At 36.0% G+C, this 16,062-nt stretch carries 11 protein-coding genes; 3 read left to right on the top strand and 8 right to left on the bottom strand.

All coding sequences use genetic code 11. The features are described 5' to 3' along the window. Positions 1 to 137: 137 nt before the first annotated feature. The 7 genes from secDF to OD90_RS05405 all read right to left on the bottom strand — a co-directional run bounded on the left by secDF (position 138) and on the right by OD90_RS05405 (position 10,779). Entirely contained in the window at positions 138 to 3,119 is a 2,982-nt protein-coding gene (gene secDF, locus OD90_RS05435) for a protein translocase subunit SecDF (RefSeq protein WP_144667697.1), read from the bottom strand. Positions 3,120 to 3,278: 159 nt separating this feature from the next. Then, a complete protein-coding gene (locus tag OD90_RS05430; RefSeq protein ID WP_144667694.1) occupies positions 3,279 to 3,875 on the bottom strand; it encodes a hypothetical protein in 597 nt (198 codons plus the stop codon). A gap of 202 nt (positions 3,876 to 4,077) precedes the next feature. After that, entirely contained in the window at positions 4,078 to 5,004 is a 927-nt protein-coding gene (gene mdh / locus OD90_RS05425; protein ID WP_144667691.1) for a malate dehydrogenase, read from the bottom strand. A gap of 718 nt (positions 5,005 to 5,722) precedes the next feature. Next, positions 5,723 to 7,666, bottom strand: a complete 1,944-nt coding sequence (gyrB, locus tag OD90_RS05420; RefSeq protein ID WP_144667688.1) for a DNA topoisomerase (ATP-hydrolyzing) subunit B — start codon at positions 7,664 to 7,666, stop codon at positions 5,723 to 5,725. Between the two features lie 212 nt (positions 7,667 to 7,878). Beyond that, the gene (locus OD90_RS05415) at positions 7,879 to 9,015 is read right to left on the bottom strand and encodes a DinB family protein (RefSeq protein WP_144667686.1); all 1,137 of its coding nucleotides are present in this window, start codon (positions 9,013 to 9,015) and stop codon (positions 7,879 to 7,881) included. A 53-nt stretch (positions 9,016 to 9,068) separates the two neighbouring features. After that, positions 9,069 to 10,421: a UDP-N-acetylmuramate--L-alanine ligase gene (murC, locus tag OD90_RS05410; RefSeq protein ID WP_144667683.1), complete on the bottom strand. Its 1,353-nt coding sequence runs from the start codon at positions 10,419 to 10,421 to the stop codon at positions 9,069 to 9,071. A 121-nt stretch (positions 10,422 to 10,542) separates the two neighbouring features. Next, a complete protein-coding gene (locus OD90_RS05405; protein ID WP_144667680.1) occupies positions 10,543 to 10,779 on the bottom strand; it encodes a hypothetical protein in 237 nt (78 codons plus the stop codon). A 14-nt stretch (positions 10,780 to 10,793) separates the two neighbouring features. Between OD90_RS05405 and ftsY the strand changes: the two genes are divergently transcribed. Next, the gene (gene ftsY / locus OD90_RS05400; protein WP_144667677.1) at positions 10,794 to 11,747 is read left to right on the top strand and encodes a signal recognition particle-docking protein FtsY; all 954 of its coding nucleotides are present in this window, start codon (positions 10,794 to 10,796) and stop codon (positions 11,745 to 11,747) included. 406 nt (positions 11,748 to 12,153) lie between these two features. Here the strand turns inward: ftsY and OD90_RS05395 are convergent, their stop codons facing one another. Next, the gene (locus OD90_RS05395; RefSeq protein ID WP_144667674.1) at positions 12,154 to 13,230 is read right to left on the bottom strand and encodes a serine hydrolase domain-containing protein; all 1,077 of its coding nucleotides are present in this window, start codon (positions 13,228 to 13,230) and stop codon (positions 12,154 to 12,156) included. A gap of 165 nt (positions 13,231 to 13,395) precedes the next feature. On the opposite strand from OD90_RS05395, the gene rimO reads away from it, so the two are divergent. Together rimO and OD90_RS05385 are read left to right on the top strand one after the other, a co-directional pair. Beyond that, positions 13,396 to 14,757 (top strand): 30S ribosomal protein S12 methylthiotransferase RimO, encoded by a 1,362-nt coding sequence (rimO, locus tag OD90_RS05390; protein WP_144667671.1) that lies wholly within the window; start codon positions 13,396 to 13,398, stop codon positions 14,755 to 14,757. A 129-nt stretch (positions 14,758 to 14,886) separates the two neighbouring features. Then, positions 14,887 to 16,059 (top strand): sialidase, encoded by a 1,173-nt coding sequence (locus OD90_RS05385; protein WP_144667668.1) that lies wholly within the window; start codon positions 14,887 to 14,889, stop codon positions 16,057 to 16,059. The last annotated feature ends 3 nt before the right edge of the window (positions 16,060 to 16,062 follow it).

Genomic DNA, 16,062 nt, shown 5'->3' with positions numbered 1-16,062 from the left:
AGATATACCAAATGCAGATTATGTAATTTGTTGGATTACGCTTTCGCGAAAGCGTACGTATCCAAAACTTATTTTACCGCACAAAAAAATCCGCTACTGTCATAGTAGCGGATTTTAATATTTATAGAGATTAAGAATTATGCTTCTAGTTCTTCATCTTTCTTTGGTTCTTTTAAACCTTTTTTCTGTACGGTATCAAACATCACTGGTGTTGCAATAAATAGTGATGAATATGTACCAACAATCACACCTACGATTAATGCAAACATTAATCCTCTAATAGATGGAGCTCCTAAGAAGAAGATCGCTAGTAGTACTATTAAAGTAGTTACAGAGGTGTTAAGTGTACGGCTTAATGTACTATTAAGTGCTTGGTTTATTAATTTACCAAACCCTCTTGTTGATCCATGTTCTTTAATATACTCACGTATACGGTCAAAAACAACCACGGTATCATTCAGGGAGTATCCAATCACCGTAAGGATAGCGGCAATAAAGTTCTGATCTACTTCCATATCAAACGGCATGATATTTTTGAAAATTGCAAATACACCGAGTACTAATAATACATCATGGAAAACAGCAGCAACTGCCCCAAGAGAGAACTGCCATCTACGGAAACGTAATAAGATGTATAAGAACACTACAATTAAAGAACCGATAACTGCAAATAATGCACCTTTCTTAATATCATCTGCAATCGTAGGTCCTACCATATAGTATTCCATCTTACCTACTTGCTTGTCATCTGAGCTTTTTGCAAATGCTTCGTAGCTCATTCCATTTGGTAAGTATGGAGTTAATGCGCCAAATAGTTGTCTTTCAATTTCAGCATCTATATCTGTACCTGTTTCATCAATACGATATTTGGTAGTAATCTTTAATTGATTATCTGCTCCAAATGTTTTGACATCTGCACTTTCAAATTCTGCAACTAAAGCATCTTCCACCTCTTGTGCATTCATAGGTTGATCAAAACGAACTGTAAAGGTACGACCTCCTACGAAGTCAATACCAGCATTAAGACCGCCAGTAAATAATGCTGCTAATCCAACAACAATTAGAAGACCAGAGATAGCATAAGCAATCTTACGTTTTCCTAAAAAATCTATTTTGTTATTTACAAAAAGATTCTTAGTCATTCCTGTGGCAAACTCAAGTGATTTTCCATTCTTACCGTAACCGTCAATAAATAAACGTGTTATGAAGATTGCACAGAATAGAGAAGTTGCAATACCTATCATAAGCGTTGTAGCAAATCCTTGTACAGGACCTGTTCCAAATAAGAATAGAATTAATGCTGTTAGGAACGTAGTAATATTCGCATCAAGAATAGATGATAGCGCGTTGTTGAAACCATCTTTAATAGCATCTTTTTGAGACTTACCTTTTCGTAATTCTTCTTTAATACGTTCGAATATAAGTACGTTTGCATCTACAGACATACCTATAGTAAGTACTATACCTGCAATACCAGGAAGTGTTAAAACAGCACCTAGTCCAGCAAGTACTCCAAAAATAAAGAGGATGTTTACTACCAAAGCGATATCTGCAAAAAGGCCTGCTTTTCCGTAGTAAAATACCATCCATAAAAGCACGAATAATAGTGCAATTAAGAATGATAAAATTCCAGAATCAATTGCTTCTTGGCCTAATGATGGTCCTATTTCCTCTGCCTGAATAATTTTTGAGGAGGCTGGTAATTTACCTGCATTAAGTACAGTTGCAAGATCTTGTGCACCTGCTACTGTAAAGTTTCCAGAGATTTCTGTACTTCCACCTTTAATTTCTTGACGAGCGGTCGCAGCAGAGTATACATTGTTATCCAGTACAATCGCAATAGCGTTTCCTTTTTGAGCAACTTCACGTGTCATTTTTGCCCATTGGTTCACTCCTTGTCCCTCAAAATCAAGTCCAACAGAAGGCTGTTGAGTTTGCGTAAATTGCTGGCGAGAATCATTCACAACGTCTCCATTCATATAAGGAGCACCTTGCCTGTTGGATTCTAAAGCATACAGTGCTACAATATCAGCTCCTTCATCTTCAGGTACACCCCAAGCAAATTTTGCGTAACGTAATGAAGATGGGCGTTTTTTAATAACTGCAGGATTTCTCAAGTAAGAATTAATCGTTGCAGTATCTTTTACAGCTGCAAAACCTACAGTAGGAACTTGACTGAATTGAAACGCTTGTTGATTAGGACTAAAAATTTTAAATAGGGGTCCAAAATCTTGCTCCTCTACTTCTTCTTCGTCCACATCTTTTAAAAGATCAGAAACGCTATCGTCTAGCGTACTATCTTTCTCAACTTCAGTTTCTTTCACTTCTGGAGAAACGATAGCACGTAATGCTTCATTTGCTTGACCTAGATAGTTAATTACATCCCCTGCATAATGTGTTTCGTAAAACTCAAGTTGTGCTGTTTTTTCAAGAAGCCCTCTCACACGGTCAATATCCTTTGCGCCTGGAAGTTCAACCAGAATACGTCCGTTGTCCCCTAAACTTTGAATATTTGGTTGGGTAACTCCAAATTTATCAATACGATTACGTAGCGTTTCAAAAGCAGAGCCTATAGTTTCTTGAATTTCTTTTTCAAGTACTGTAGCTACTTGATCATTATCCATAGAAGTATCCACCTTACCTTCTAAAACAACATTTGAAAAGATATCTGGTGATGCTAGTGTTCCTCCTTGATCATTAAATTCTGTCAAGAAATCTTCAAAATAGGTATTTTGACTATCCTTTTGAGCTTGATCAGTTGCGTCTAGTGCGGCAATAAAAGCTGGATCTGTACTGTTATTTGCAAGACCACCTAAAATATCACGTACAGAAATTTGCAGTATTACGTTAATACCTCCTTCAAGGTCAAGTCCTTTATTAAGTTCTTTTTCCTTTGCGTCATTATAGGTGATACCAGCAAAGATTGGATTTGCTCCTATACTGTCTAAATACGAACGCTCAAGATAGTCTTGTCTATCTGCGTCACCTGGTGCTTGCGCCACGGCATAGGCCTTAGCTTCATCTTCTGTTTTATTAGAGAAATACGTAAATGATAGTTGGTAAATACATACCAAACCAAAAATTATCGCAAAAAATCTAATGAGTCCTTTGTTTTGCATTTTTAATGTTTGTAGTAATTTAAACAAGTATTATAAGTACTTGCCTAAATAGATTGATAATATAATTAATAATAGGCGCCCTATTTCATCGAAGAAGTTGAGCGGGTGATAAGACCATAAGTATAAAAAAACTTAGGTGTAAGATAATCTTGTAAGAATTTAAGAAATAGGACCAGCACGTACCTCTGGTATTTTGTACTGGAGATTTTTAATTACAAGTGCGGTGTATAGATGAACTGCCTTTGTTTTAGCCTTGTAAAGATTTTTTTCTTTGGCTTTCTGCTTACTAATAAAAGCATAGTTATCAAAGCTAGTAGCACGTGTTGTTTCTGATTTTGATTCAATGATATGCCCCACGGGACCATCAAAATCGCTTGAGTATTGAATTTTGTAAATATCTAACTCATAGTAAATAGTGCTTTTTTCAGTAGGGAAGGAATTTTTACAGGAGGAAGTATACGACTTATTCTCAATTATTTCGTTAAAAATATTTTGGATTTGAGAAACGTCTAGCTTACTGTGGTAGCTGAGTTTCAAGGTGCCGTCCAGTAGATCTTCAACCTTTATATTACTTGCGCCCGTGCTTTGTAATTTACTAGTAACTAGAGCAATTGCGTCATGAGTAGTATTAGGCCCTTTTTGTGAAGTCGAAAATGTAATGAGAATCTCCTGATTAGGCACATCTTTTTGCTCCAAGCTTATTCCTAATATAGCTAGGGCAATTACAAACGCACTTAAAAACCACTTGTTTCTCACAAACTTATTTATTTATTCAGCAAGCGCACAAATATAATATTATCAGTCTAAGTAGCAAATAATTTGGTATGTACTTATTTAATTATTATAAGTTCTGAGTTTATTAATCTTAGAGGTGCTAATTACGCTTTCGCGAAAGCGTAAAAAAAAGTCGCCTGTCATATAAAAAATAACAGGCGACTTAAACTTTTTTTAAATGGCTCTATAACTCAAGCAAACCATTTGTTTTCTTAACGCCCTCAGCACTTTCAGCAAGGTGGGCTTTCTCAGCGTCATTGAGATTAATTTCTACAATTTTTTCAATACCATTTTTTCCTAATACAACTGGAACCCCGATACAAAGATCAGATAAACCATACTCCCCGTCAAGAAGTGTAGAACAAGGAAAAATTTTCTTTTGATCACAAGCAATGGCTTGAACTAATCCTGATACTGCAGCTCCAGGAGCATACCAAGCAGAAGTCCCTAAAAGCCCAGTAAGGGTTGCACCTCCTACTTTAGTATCTTCCATTACTTGATTGAGACGATCTTCTGAGATAAACTCAGATACTGGAACACTATTCCGAGTAGCTAACCTAGTTAAGGGTACCATTCCTTTGTCAGAATGCCCTCCTATCACCATACCGTCAACATCAGAAATAGGCGCATCTAAGGCTTCTGCTAATCTGTATTTGAAACGAGCACTGTCAAGAGCTCCGCCCATACCAATAATTCTATTTTTAGGAAGACCTGTAGCTTTGTGTGCTAAGTAGGTCATTGTATCCATTGGGTTTGAAACCACAATTAAAATTACATTAGGTGAAGCTTTAACTAGTTCAGTAGCGACAGATTTAACAATACCTGCGTTGATTCCTATTAATTCTTCACGAGTCATTCCTGGTTTACGAGGAATTCCAGAAGTTATAACTGCAATATCACTCCCAGCAGTTTTTGAATAATCACCAGTAGTTCCAGTGATCTTTGTGTCAAAACCATTAAGAGATGCTGTTTGCATAAGATCCATTGCTTTTCCTTCAGCAAATCCCTCTTTAATATCAACTAATACAACTTCACTTGCAAAATTTTTAATTGCAATATATTCTGCACAACTGGCTCCTACAGCTCCAGCACCTACTACAGTAACTTTCATGATTTATTATTTTAAAATTTATAGTTCTAGTGTTTAGCCTTTAAGCTCTTGCGAAAATACAATATCTCAATGTTTTTGATGTCTATATTTTAAAGAATCTCTAGTCCATTCATTTGTGAAATAGACATATTAATTCAATAATAAATAATGAAGGTCATTGCATGTTAAAGAGATGTTTAAAAGAAAATTCTAATTTTCAAAAACATTGACGTGATCATATAACCAGGTTAGAATTTGTAAATAAGATCTATTTGAAATAGTTGAGAGGTAGTTTTGAGAAAGAAAATTTTTGGATTCATCTCAAATCAGATCTAATTAATTGTGAGAATCTATCTTAGGAAGCTTTTTTGCGTTTAAAACTAGAAAACCCTACCATTAGTTAATGGCAGGGCATCTTATTGTTCTAATCCCTTCAAATTAAACCCCTACATTTAATTATCGAGATTAGAAGTGAAAGTATATGTTTAAAAACAATTACTTAATTCTCACAGGCGAAAGATACACTTTCTTACAAATAAAATCCAAATAAATCATTGAAAATGAAATTGATAGATTTTAAATTTTATAAAGTGCAAAACTGAAAATAATCATAAGTAAATGATTTATAGTAAATTATAAATTTTAATTTCTATAAAACAGTATTTAAATTTCTTTATAACAAGATGATTTTATTTATCATTTTGTAAGATTTAAACCAAAATACAGCTATTTGCGAATGTTAAATATCAATATTTGCATAGATTGCATTCTTTTCTATAAATTCCCTTCTAGGTGGTACTTCATCCCCCATTAACATTGAGAAAATACGATCTGCTTCTGTCCCGTTATCAATGGCAACTTGTCTAAGTGTGCGGAATTCTGGGTTCATCGTAGTGTCCCAAAGTTGTTCTGCGTTCATCTCTCCTAAACCTTTGTATCGTTGTATGGAAACTCCTTGAGTACCCATACGTTCTGCTATGGCGTCACGTTCTTTATCGTTCCATGCGTATTGCTTTTTTTGACCTTTTTTGACAAGATACAGGGGAGGAGTGGCGATGTATACATAGCCATTTTCAACAAGTTCCTTCATATATCTGAAGAAAAACGTGAGTATTAGCGTAGAAATGTGGCTACCATCGACATCGGCATCACACATGATAACTACTTTGTGATATCTTAGTTTTGATAAGTTTAGTGCTTTACTATCCTCTTCAGTTCCTATAGTGACTCCTAAAGCAGTAAAAATATTCTTGATTTCTTCGTTTTCAAAAACCTTGTGTTGCATAGCTTTCTCCACGTTAAGAATCTTACCTCTTAGTGGTAAGATTGCTTGAAATTCTCGATCACGACCTTGTTTTGCTGTTCCACCTGCCGAATCTCCCTCAACAAGAAAGACTTCGCAAAGCGTGGGATCTGTTTCAGAACAATCAGATAATTTTCCAGGTAATCCGCCGATGCTCATGACTGTTTTACGTTGCACCATCTCGCGAGCCTTTTTGGCTGCATGACGAGCTTGTGCGGCAAGAATAACCTTTTGAACGATAGTTTTAGCATCGTTAGGGTTCTCTTCCATGTAAATTTCAATCATCTCTGCAACAGCTTGAGAAACCGCAGAAGTAACTTCTCTGTTACCTAGTTTTGTCTTCGTCTGACCCTCAAATTGAGGTTCACTTACTTTAACAGAAATGATTGCTGTAAGACCTTCGCGGAAATCATCACCAGCAATGTCAAATTTTAATTTGTCGAGCATTCCAGAAGCATCTGCAAATTTCTTTAAAGATCCTGTAAGACCCCTTCTAAAGCCAGCAAGGTGAGTACCTCCTTCGTGTGTGTTGATGTTGTTTACGTAAGAATGTAGATTTTCGGCATAACTATCATTATATATCATTGCTACTTCTACAGGTACGCCATTTTTCTCCCCTTCCATAGAGATAACACTTCCTATGATAGGATTTCTGTTACCGTCTAAAAAACGAACAAACTCAGATAGACCTTCGTCTGAGTGAAAAGTCTCCGTCTCAAATGTTCCATCATCATTGACTTGACGTTTGTCAGTAAGCGTTATGGTAATTCCTTTATTAAGATAAGCTAGCTCGCGCATACGAGATGCGAGAGTGTCATAATTATATTCTGTAGTTTGCTGAAAAATTGAATCATCTGGTAAAAAAGTAACTTCCGTACCAGTAAAATCTGTTTCTCCAACAGTCTTTACAGGGTATAGTGCTTTACCACGCTCATACTCTTGCTCCCAAATTTTACCTTCCTTGTAAACTGTTGCTTTCAAGTGGTTTGAAAGTGCATTCACACACGATACACCTACACCGTGGAGACCTCCAGATACTTTATAAGAATCTTTATCAAATTTTCCACCAGCACCTATCTTGGTCATAACTACTTGTAGTGCAGAAACGCCCTCTTTTTTGTGTATCCCTACGGGAATTCCTCGCCCATTATCACGAGTTGTAATTGAGTTGTCTTCATTTATGGTGACATCTATGGCGTCACAATAACCTCCCATCGCTTCATCGATAGAGTTATCTACTACTTCATATACTAAGTGGTGCAATCCTCGTACTCCTACATCACCTATATACATCGATGGGCGCATGCGTACGTGCTCCATACCCTCTAGGGCCTGGATACTATCTGCCGAGTACTGTTTCTTATTAGCGTCGTCGCTCATATAATTCGTCTTAAAATTGTCTTAAATCGTGTAACAAACAAATATAAAGAAAGGCTTTGCAGTAGCTCTGTGAATACAGCTGCAAAGCCTTGAAGTTATCAACATTTTGTGGAAAAACCTTTATCTAGGAATGGTTCTTTTTTTAAAATATAATTACGCTTTCGCGAAAGATCAAAAGAGGGTAATACTGATTAGAATTTTCACAGGTATATTTAATTTTTAATTTCTTCTGGAGCTAGAATTTCAGCTTCTGGTGGTATCCGTTTTGCTAAAAATAAGATCTGTCCTAAGTGACTGGATTGATGTTCCATTACATGAAACCAAGAGAAAAAGTTTGTAATTCCTCCTGCAGGAATTTCCTGCATAAGCCACTCGTCGTCAACCGTTTTAAAAAGCTCTTTAGTTCGAGCTCTTACTTTGTCATATTCTTTAAGGTAATAGGAGATAGGCTTTCCTTTGAAGGTATCACGACCTTTTTTTCCTAAGTCCAACGCTGGTTCCCATTTCTCTTTCTCTTCTTCATTAAACTCTCTTCCTTCAAAAGTAAGGTTTTGGTAAATCACCTCTGCACTTGCTAGGTGCATTATTAAAGCTCCTATCCGATTTGCTTCTTCATCGTGTAAGTGATCTACCTCATATTGAGATAGATTTTTTACTCTATCTTTTACTCTGCTCTTTAAATCATCAAGCATAGTGATAAGTGCCCCAACTTGAGGTGTGTATCCCTCTATTTCGCCTATACGGGTTGGAGAATATCCAGGTTCTGTACCTTCTCCTTTAATTAGTAATGAAAAGGATCCATCAACTGCATTTTTACTAGAACTCATTTTATACTCATTGACTAATACTGTTTTGTTCTTTGAGATTCCTGGTGACCAATCTTTAATAATTCCGTTTTTTAAAGGGCTCTCAAAACTTGGATTCCCTAAGGTTACTAACTTCATTTCTCCTTCTTCATCTTCAATTTGCAACGATATATTATCATAAAAAAATTCTCCATCGTTATGTACAAGCCCTCCAAAAACCAATTTTTTTGCATTCTTGTTAAATGATCCTTCGATCGTGTATTCTTTCCATTCAGAACTTTGAACTAATCGGTCACTCATATTGTCAAAAAAACCTCTTTCTTCATCACTTCTGTCAACTCTTGCCCATAATCCAGCTCCAGACATGCTATCTTTTGGAATTACTCTAATACTACCTTTGAGAATAAACTTTCTAGGTGAATCAGTAGAAATATTTATAGATTGAGAAAAAGAAGTCCAGTCTCTTGATATTTTTTTTATCTCTTGACTGTGAGAAGCTACAGCGATAAAAAATAGCGCTATTGATGTAATAATAAATTTCATTTAAGTTGTTTTATTGATTAGTTACTATGGTTAGTGTAGATTGTTAGATATTGTTACATCAGCCCCTTTAAATCCTCAAAATCTAACCCTCCATAATTCCCACTACTCATTAATAAGATGGACTTATCACTAAGTTCTTGACCAAACAAAAATGTTCTAAAATCAAGTGGATTTGTATAAATAATTAAATCCTGCCTTCTAAAAGCTTCTTCTATTTGTTTTTTATCAATAGCCTCAAGACCTTTTAATTCAACAGCGTGTGGAGAGTAAAATACAACTGCAACTTCTGCAGCATCCAGAGCTCCTTTATATTCATTTAAAAACTCTGGATTGAGACTACTATATGTATGAAGCTCTAGACAAGCAACTAGTTTACGTTCTGGAAATTGCTCTTTTACTGCGATAGTGGTAGCTTCTACTTTTGATGGACTGTGTGCAAAATCTTTATATATAACAGTTTTATCATTTTCTGCAATTTTCTCTAGTCGTTTACTAGCGCCCTTAAATGTTGAAATTGCTTCATAAAAATCTTCTTCTACAACTCCCATATGTTGACAGATCCACTTCGCACCGGCTAGATTATTTAGATTATGTTTGCCAAAGATCTCAATAGGCATTGGTCCGTCAGGTGTTTGTAGTAATGTTTCTCCATTTTGTACTGTGTACTCAGGAGTAACATACGGGTATTTTTTTATGTGTGCAGTAGCATTTTCTACAACTTGCACTACGTCTTCGTCTTCAGAGTTATACACCATGGCGCCACCATTGGTCATAGAGTTTACAAATATCTGAAACTGCTCTAGATAGTTTTCAAATGTTGGAAATACATTTATGTGGTCCCATGCAATGCCGCTTAGAAGAGCGATGTTAGGTTTGTATAAGTGAAATTTTGGTCTGCGATCTATAGCACTACTTAAATATTCATCTCCTTCTAGAATCATAAAATCTGCATCAGCTGTCATTCTTACCATGGTGTCAAAGCCTTCAAGTTGTGCTCCTACCATATAATCTACCTCTTTATCCCAATAGTGCATTACATGCAATATCATTGAGGTGATGGTAGTCTTTCCATGAGATCCTCCTATCACTACTCGTGTTTTATCTTTTGCACTCTCGTATAAAAATTCTGGATAAGAGTAAATGTTTAATCCCAATTCTTGCGCTCTTAAAAGTTCTGGGTTGTGCTCTTTTGCGTGCATCCCAAGGATTACAGCATCTAAATCTTTAGTAATTTTTTCAGGATACCATCCAAAAGTTTCTGGTAATAAACCATAGGTTTCTAGACGTGTTTTTGAAGGGTCAAAAATAGTGTCATCACTACCTGTTACTGTTTCTCCTTTGTGATGTAAAGCCAATGCTAAATTGTGCATTGCGGCTCCTCCAATGGCTATGAAATGAATATTCATATATCTTTTTTAGTATAAGTTGTAGTTTAATTCTAAAACTAAGTATCTGCAAAAAAAATTATTAATATTTTGAAACACCTTTCAAAAGGCCAGAAAACTTTTAATTTCTTTCGGTTAAATTTTAAGGTCTACGTATCAATAATTCTTCAGATTTTACAATCGTGCCTTCTCGTAAAAATAAGATTTTAGAAGATAATTTCCTTAGGAAATAGAGGATTTTATAGTGAAGATTACGCTTTCGCGAAAGCGTACAAACTGCCATAACGACATTCTCATTAAAAGGCACTATTTTTGTCAAATCAAAATCGATAGAATCAAGCAGTGGAGGAGAATTCTCTTTAACTGTTCTTAGTAACATACAAACCATCAATAATGAGCTTTTTTAAAAACATATTTTCACCAGAAAAAAAGGAAACTCTAGACAAAGGTCTTGAGAAAACTAAAACAAGCTTTTTTGATAAGATGAGTAAGGCAGTTGCCGGAAAGTCTAAAGTTGATGACGACGTACTTGATAACCTTGAAGAGGTTTTAGTAACTAGTGATGTGGGAGTAAAAACGACTCTTAAGGTGATTACTCGTATTGAAGAACGTGTACTGCGTGATAAATATGTAGGGACAGATGAACTCAATCAAATTTTACGTGAGGAAATAGCGGGTCTCTTAAGTGAGACTAACGAGGGTAATGCGACAGATTTTGAGATTCCTTCTGGTAATAAACCACATGTCATTATGGTGGTAGGAGTTAATGGGGTAGGGAAAACTACAACTATAGGTAAACTTGCCTATCAATTTAAAAAACAAGGTTTAAAAGTGGTTCTTGGAGCGGCAGATACCTTTAGGGCAGCGGCTATTGATCAACTACAAGTATGGGCAGACCGTGTTGATGTTCCTATTGTCAAGCAGCAAATGGGCAGTGATCCTGCTTCTGTAGCTTTTGACGCTGTAGAAAGTGGCGTTAATCAAAATGCAGATGTCATTATTATAGATACAGCAGGTCGTTTACATAATAAAGTAAACTTAATGAACGAGCTTACTAAGGTAAAGCGTGTGATGCAAAAGGTTATAGGTGATGCTCCACACGATGTGCTTTTAGTACTTGATGGATCTACGGGTCAAAATGCCTTTGAGCAAGCAAAACAATTTACCGCTGCAACAGAAGTAACCTCGCTAGCAGTTACAAAGCTGGATGGTACAGCAAAAGGTGGAGTTGTTATTGGAATTTCTGATCAGTTTCAAATCCCTGTGAAATACATTGGTGTAGGAGAGGGTATCGAAGATTTACAAGTGTTTAATAAAGTAGAGTTTGTAGATTCATTTTTTAAATAATCTTTAAAATTTAATTTTAGTAGAGCAGTTTTGATATAGACTTGAATGAAATCTAGTTTTAATTGGTTTCCCGAATTTGTCTTAAGAATACTTGCAGTATTATGTTTGGGGTTTATAGTTCTCAATTTTTGGAGTGTCTATAAATCATATAATAGCGTAGAAAAAAATCCACTATTTCCAGAAACACTGGGATCTTATACTGCCTTTCCTCATTTTATTTTTATCCTATTCTATATTTATATAGTAATCATTATTTGGATGTATTTAAGAAGCACTGATATTATCAAACGCTGGTATAAGCCAATTTTAAGTGTATTTTTCTTTGAATTTTTTAAAATGTATATCTACGGATTTTTAATGTGGATTAATCCGTTTGGATAATGTTCGCTTTCGCGAAAGCGAGACCTTAATCAATTACCGCCATAATTTTAGCCCACAGTTCTGTATCGTATCCAGATGGTCCTTGTGTGGAAGAATCTGTTGCGTCGCCTAGTCTTATTACGACTAGCTTTTCGCTAGGAACAACATAAAGTTTTTGATCGTCTTTGCCTAATCCGGCAATTAAATCATCTGGAGCCGTCGGAATTAATTTTCCAGAGAAGGTAATATTGCTTCCTGGAAGTTTATAATCGCTTTGACCGTTGAGCCACCACAAATAACCATATGCCTTATTGAGTGATTGTGATATTGTGGTCATTTCTGTAAAAAATGAAGCTGGAATAATCTGTTCGCTATTCCAAATCCCATTACTGAGATTTAACAATCCAAACCGAGCCATGTCTCGAGCATTACTTGAAAATAACTTGAGATAACCAAAGTCAAACCAAAAGCCATTCATGCCAATTTTTGCTTGTAATTGTGTATTGAAATAGGTATCGAAGGATTGCGCTGTGGCGTTAGAAATTACATCCTGAATAAGGATATAAAATGCGTTGTGGTAATACCAACTAGCGCCTGCTTCAGAATTATATGAGAGACATTCGGGATCTGTACAATTTAAGTTATCTACCATATACTCCCCACCAGTAGTCATCGTGAGTTGGTTTTTTAGAGTTATAGCTGCTTCTTGTTCTGTAGTCATTGAGGTCCATCCTTCCCCTAAATAATCACTGCTAGGGTTTTCTATATGTAAGAAGCCTTGTTCTTGAGCAATACCAACAGTCGCAGCAGTAAGCGTTTTTGCTGCGCTATTCCACCTATGATTAGTATTGGAATCTGTATTTTGATAATAATTTTCAACTACTATTTTACCATTTTTGAGGATAATAAATGCTTTAGTATTGGACGCGATAAGAAAAGAGTTGAGCTCTTCTAGCGCTGTTTCATTCCATTCTAATGTATCAAGACTAGCGGTCTCCCACGAAGTATCGTCTATAGGTGGAAAATATAGAGATGCAGAATCTTCATCGCTGGCAACATCATCTAGATTATCTGTGGTTGTACATGAAAAGAAGAGAAGTATTGGTATGATTAGAAAGCGCATATGTATCTGTTAATGATGAAAATTGGACTAATCCTTCTGTAAAAAGTTTGAATAGAACTTAGTAGCGAGAACTTATATAAAAATTTGTAAAATAATATCCTAAGATAATCATTCTTTCCAGCTCATTCTTTTAAACTATCTTTGCACTCCCAAAATACAAAGGAAATGCGTACGAAATCACTGAAAAAGAATAAGATAAACGTTGTTACTTTAGGTTGCTCAAAAAACGTTTATGATAGTGAAGTCTTAATGGGCCAACTCAAAGCAAATGAGATGGATGTTGCTCATGAAGAAGAAGGAAACATTGTGGTAATTAATACGTGTGGGTTTATTGATAATGCAAAGGAAGAATCTGTAAATACTATTCTGGAGTATGTCAAACAAAAAGAAGAAGGTGAAGTTGATAAGGTTTTTGTTACAGGATGTCTCTCTGAACGCTATAAGCCAGATCTTCAAAAAGAAATTCCAGATGTAGATCAGTATTTTGGGACTACAGAGTTGCCTGGACTTTTAAAAGCACTAGGAGCAGATTATAAGCATGAACTTATTGGAGAGCGTCTTACCACAACACCAAAAAACTATGCCTATTTAAAAATTGCCGAAGGCTGTGACCGTCCGTGTTCATTTTGTGCAATTCCGCTTATGAGAGGTAAGCATAAGTCAAAACCGATTGAGCATTTAGTAACAGAAGCTCAAAAACTAGCAGCAAACGGTGTTTCAGAATTAATTCTTATAGCACAAGATCTCACCTACTATGGGCTCGATTTATACAAAAAGAGAAACCTTGCAGAGTTATTAGAAAACTTGGTTAAGGTAGAAGGTATTGAGTGGATTAGACTGCACTATGCATTCCCAACTGGATTCCCTATCGATGTGCTTGATGTAATGCGCCGTGAGCCAAAGGTTTGTAACTACATTGATATCCCACTACAACATATTTCAGATTCGATATTAAAATCTATGCGCCGTGGTACTACTATGGCAAAAACGAATGCATTGCTAGAACGCTTTCGCGAAAGCGTACCAGGAATGACCATAAGAACTACGCTTATTGTTGGGTATCCAGGAGAGACTGAAGAGGATTTTCAAATCCTAAAACAATGGGTTAAAGATCAGCGCTTTGAGCGTCTTGGTTGTTTTACCTATTCTCATGAAGAAAATACGCATGCGTATAACTTAGAAGATGATGTTCCTGATGAGGTGAAAATGGATCGTGCAAATCAAATCATGGAAATACAATCACAAATTTCATGGGAGCTCAATCAGCAAAAAATAGGTCAAGAATTTAAAATAGTGGTAGATCGTAAAGAGGGTAATTTCTTTATTGGTCGTACAGAGTTTGATAGCCCAGACGTAGATAATGAAGTGCTGGTTGACGCCACAACTCACTATTTAAAAATAGGCGATTACACAAAAGTAATTATTACAGAGGCAGAAGATTTTGACCTTTATGCAACACCTGTGACAACGTTAGAAAAACCACAGCCGTTACATGCAAAAAGGGCTGCTCATTCTCAAAGTAAATAATTAGGTATTTCTTTTCTTAAATTTGAATTCAATATATCAAATTTATAGATTGTGCGTATACAGATCATCTCATTAGTTATAACAGGGCTGCTTTTTTCTTGTAACCAATCATCAAAAACAAATGCGTCTTTGACGCATCAAAAGGAATCTAAGTTTTTTTTAAGATCTATCGCACTTCCTCAACAAGGAGTTTCTCACCTACCTAGACTTTATAGCACAAAAGATAAATTGCATATGTCTTGGGTTGAGGAGGAGGACAGCCTTTCTATTTTAAAATATGCATGGTTTGAAAATGATACGTGGAGTATACCAAAAACCGTTACTTCCGGTACAAACTGGTTTATAAACTGGGCAGATTTTCCGTCACTTTCTGTGAATGGAGACAAAGTACTTGCTAATATTTTAGAAAAATCTGCTGAAGGAACTTACGATTACGATATCAAGTTGAGTGTTTTTGATACGCTTTCGCGAAAGCGTTCTAGAAATTCAAATATACTTTTGAATACCGATGGCATTGCAGCAGAGCATGGTTTTGTTTCCAGTAAACCATACAATGATGGTTTTTCTGTAAGCTGGCTAGATGGAAGAAATACAAAAAATAAAGATCGTTATAAAAATCAAATGACCTTGCGAAATGCTTTTGTCACTGCAGAAGGGGTAATCACAAAAGAAACAGAATTAGATGCCAGAGTATGCGATTGTTGTAGTACTGCAACTGCAATTACAGAAAATGGTCCTATTGTGGTTTATCGTGATCGTACAAGTACAGAGGAAGAAATACGTGACATCTCGATTGTAAGATATGTGGATGGAGTGTGGACAAAGCCAACTCCTATTGCCCATGATGATTGGAAATTAAACGGATGCCCTGTCAATGGACCTGCAATGGATACTCAGGGTATGAACGTTGTGGTCTCATGGTTTACGGCACAAGGTGAAACTCCTAGAGTAATGGTAGCTTTTTCTACTGATGCTGGAGAGAGTTTCCAAAACCCAATTCGTTTAGACAGCGGTAATGCAATAGGCAGAGTAGGTGCTCAGTTTTTAAAAGACGGGAATGCACTAGTGAGCTGGCTAGAACCTCAAGATGATAAAACAGCATTGAAAATAACTAAAGTGAATACTAACAGAATATTTAGCAATCCTATCACGGTCTCAAATATCTCTGCAGAACGCCAGAGTGGATTTCCACAGCTAGCGGTCGTAGACAACCAAGTTTATATTGCTTTTACAATGTTACAAAATGACTCTTCTAAAGTTGAAATGGTTAGTTTTTCTTTAGTAGACTCAACTTTACATTAAGAT

This window comes from Dokdonia sp. Hel_I_53 (genome assembly GCF_007827465.1).
Lineage (GTDB): Bacteria > Bacteroidota > Bacteroidia > Flavobacteriales > Flavobacteriaceae > Dokdonia.
Note: the sequence above shows the minus strand (reverse complement) of the source record. Positions and strands in the feature narration are given on the sequence as shown.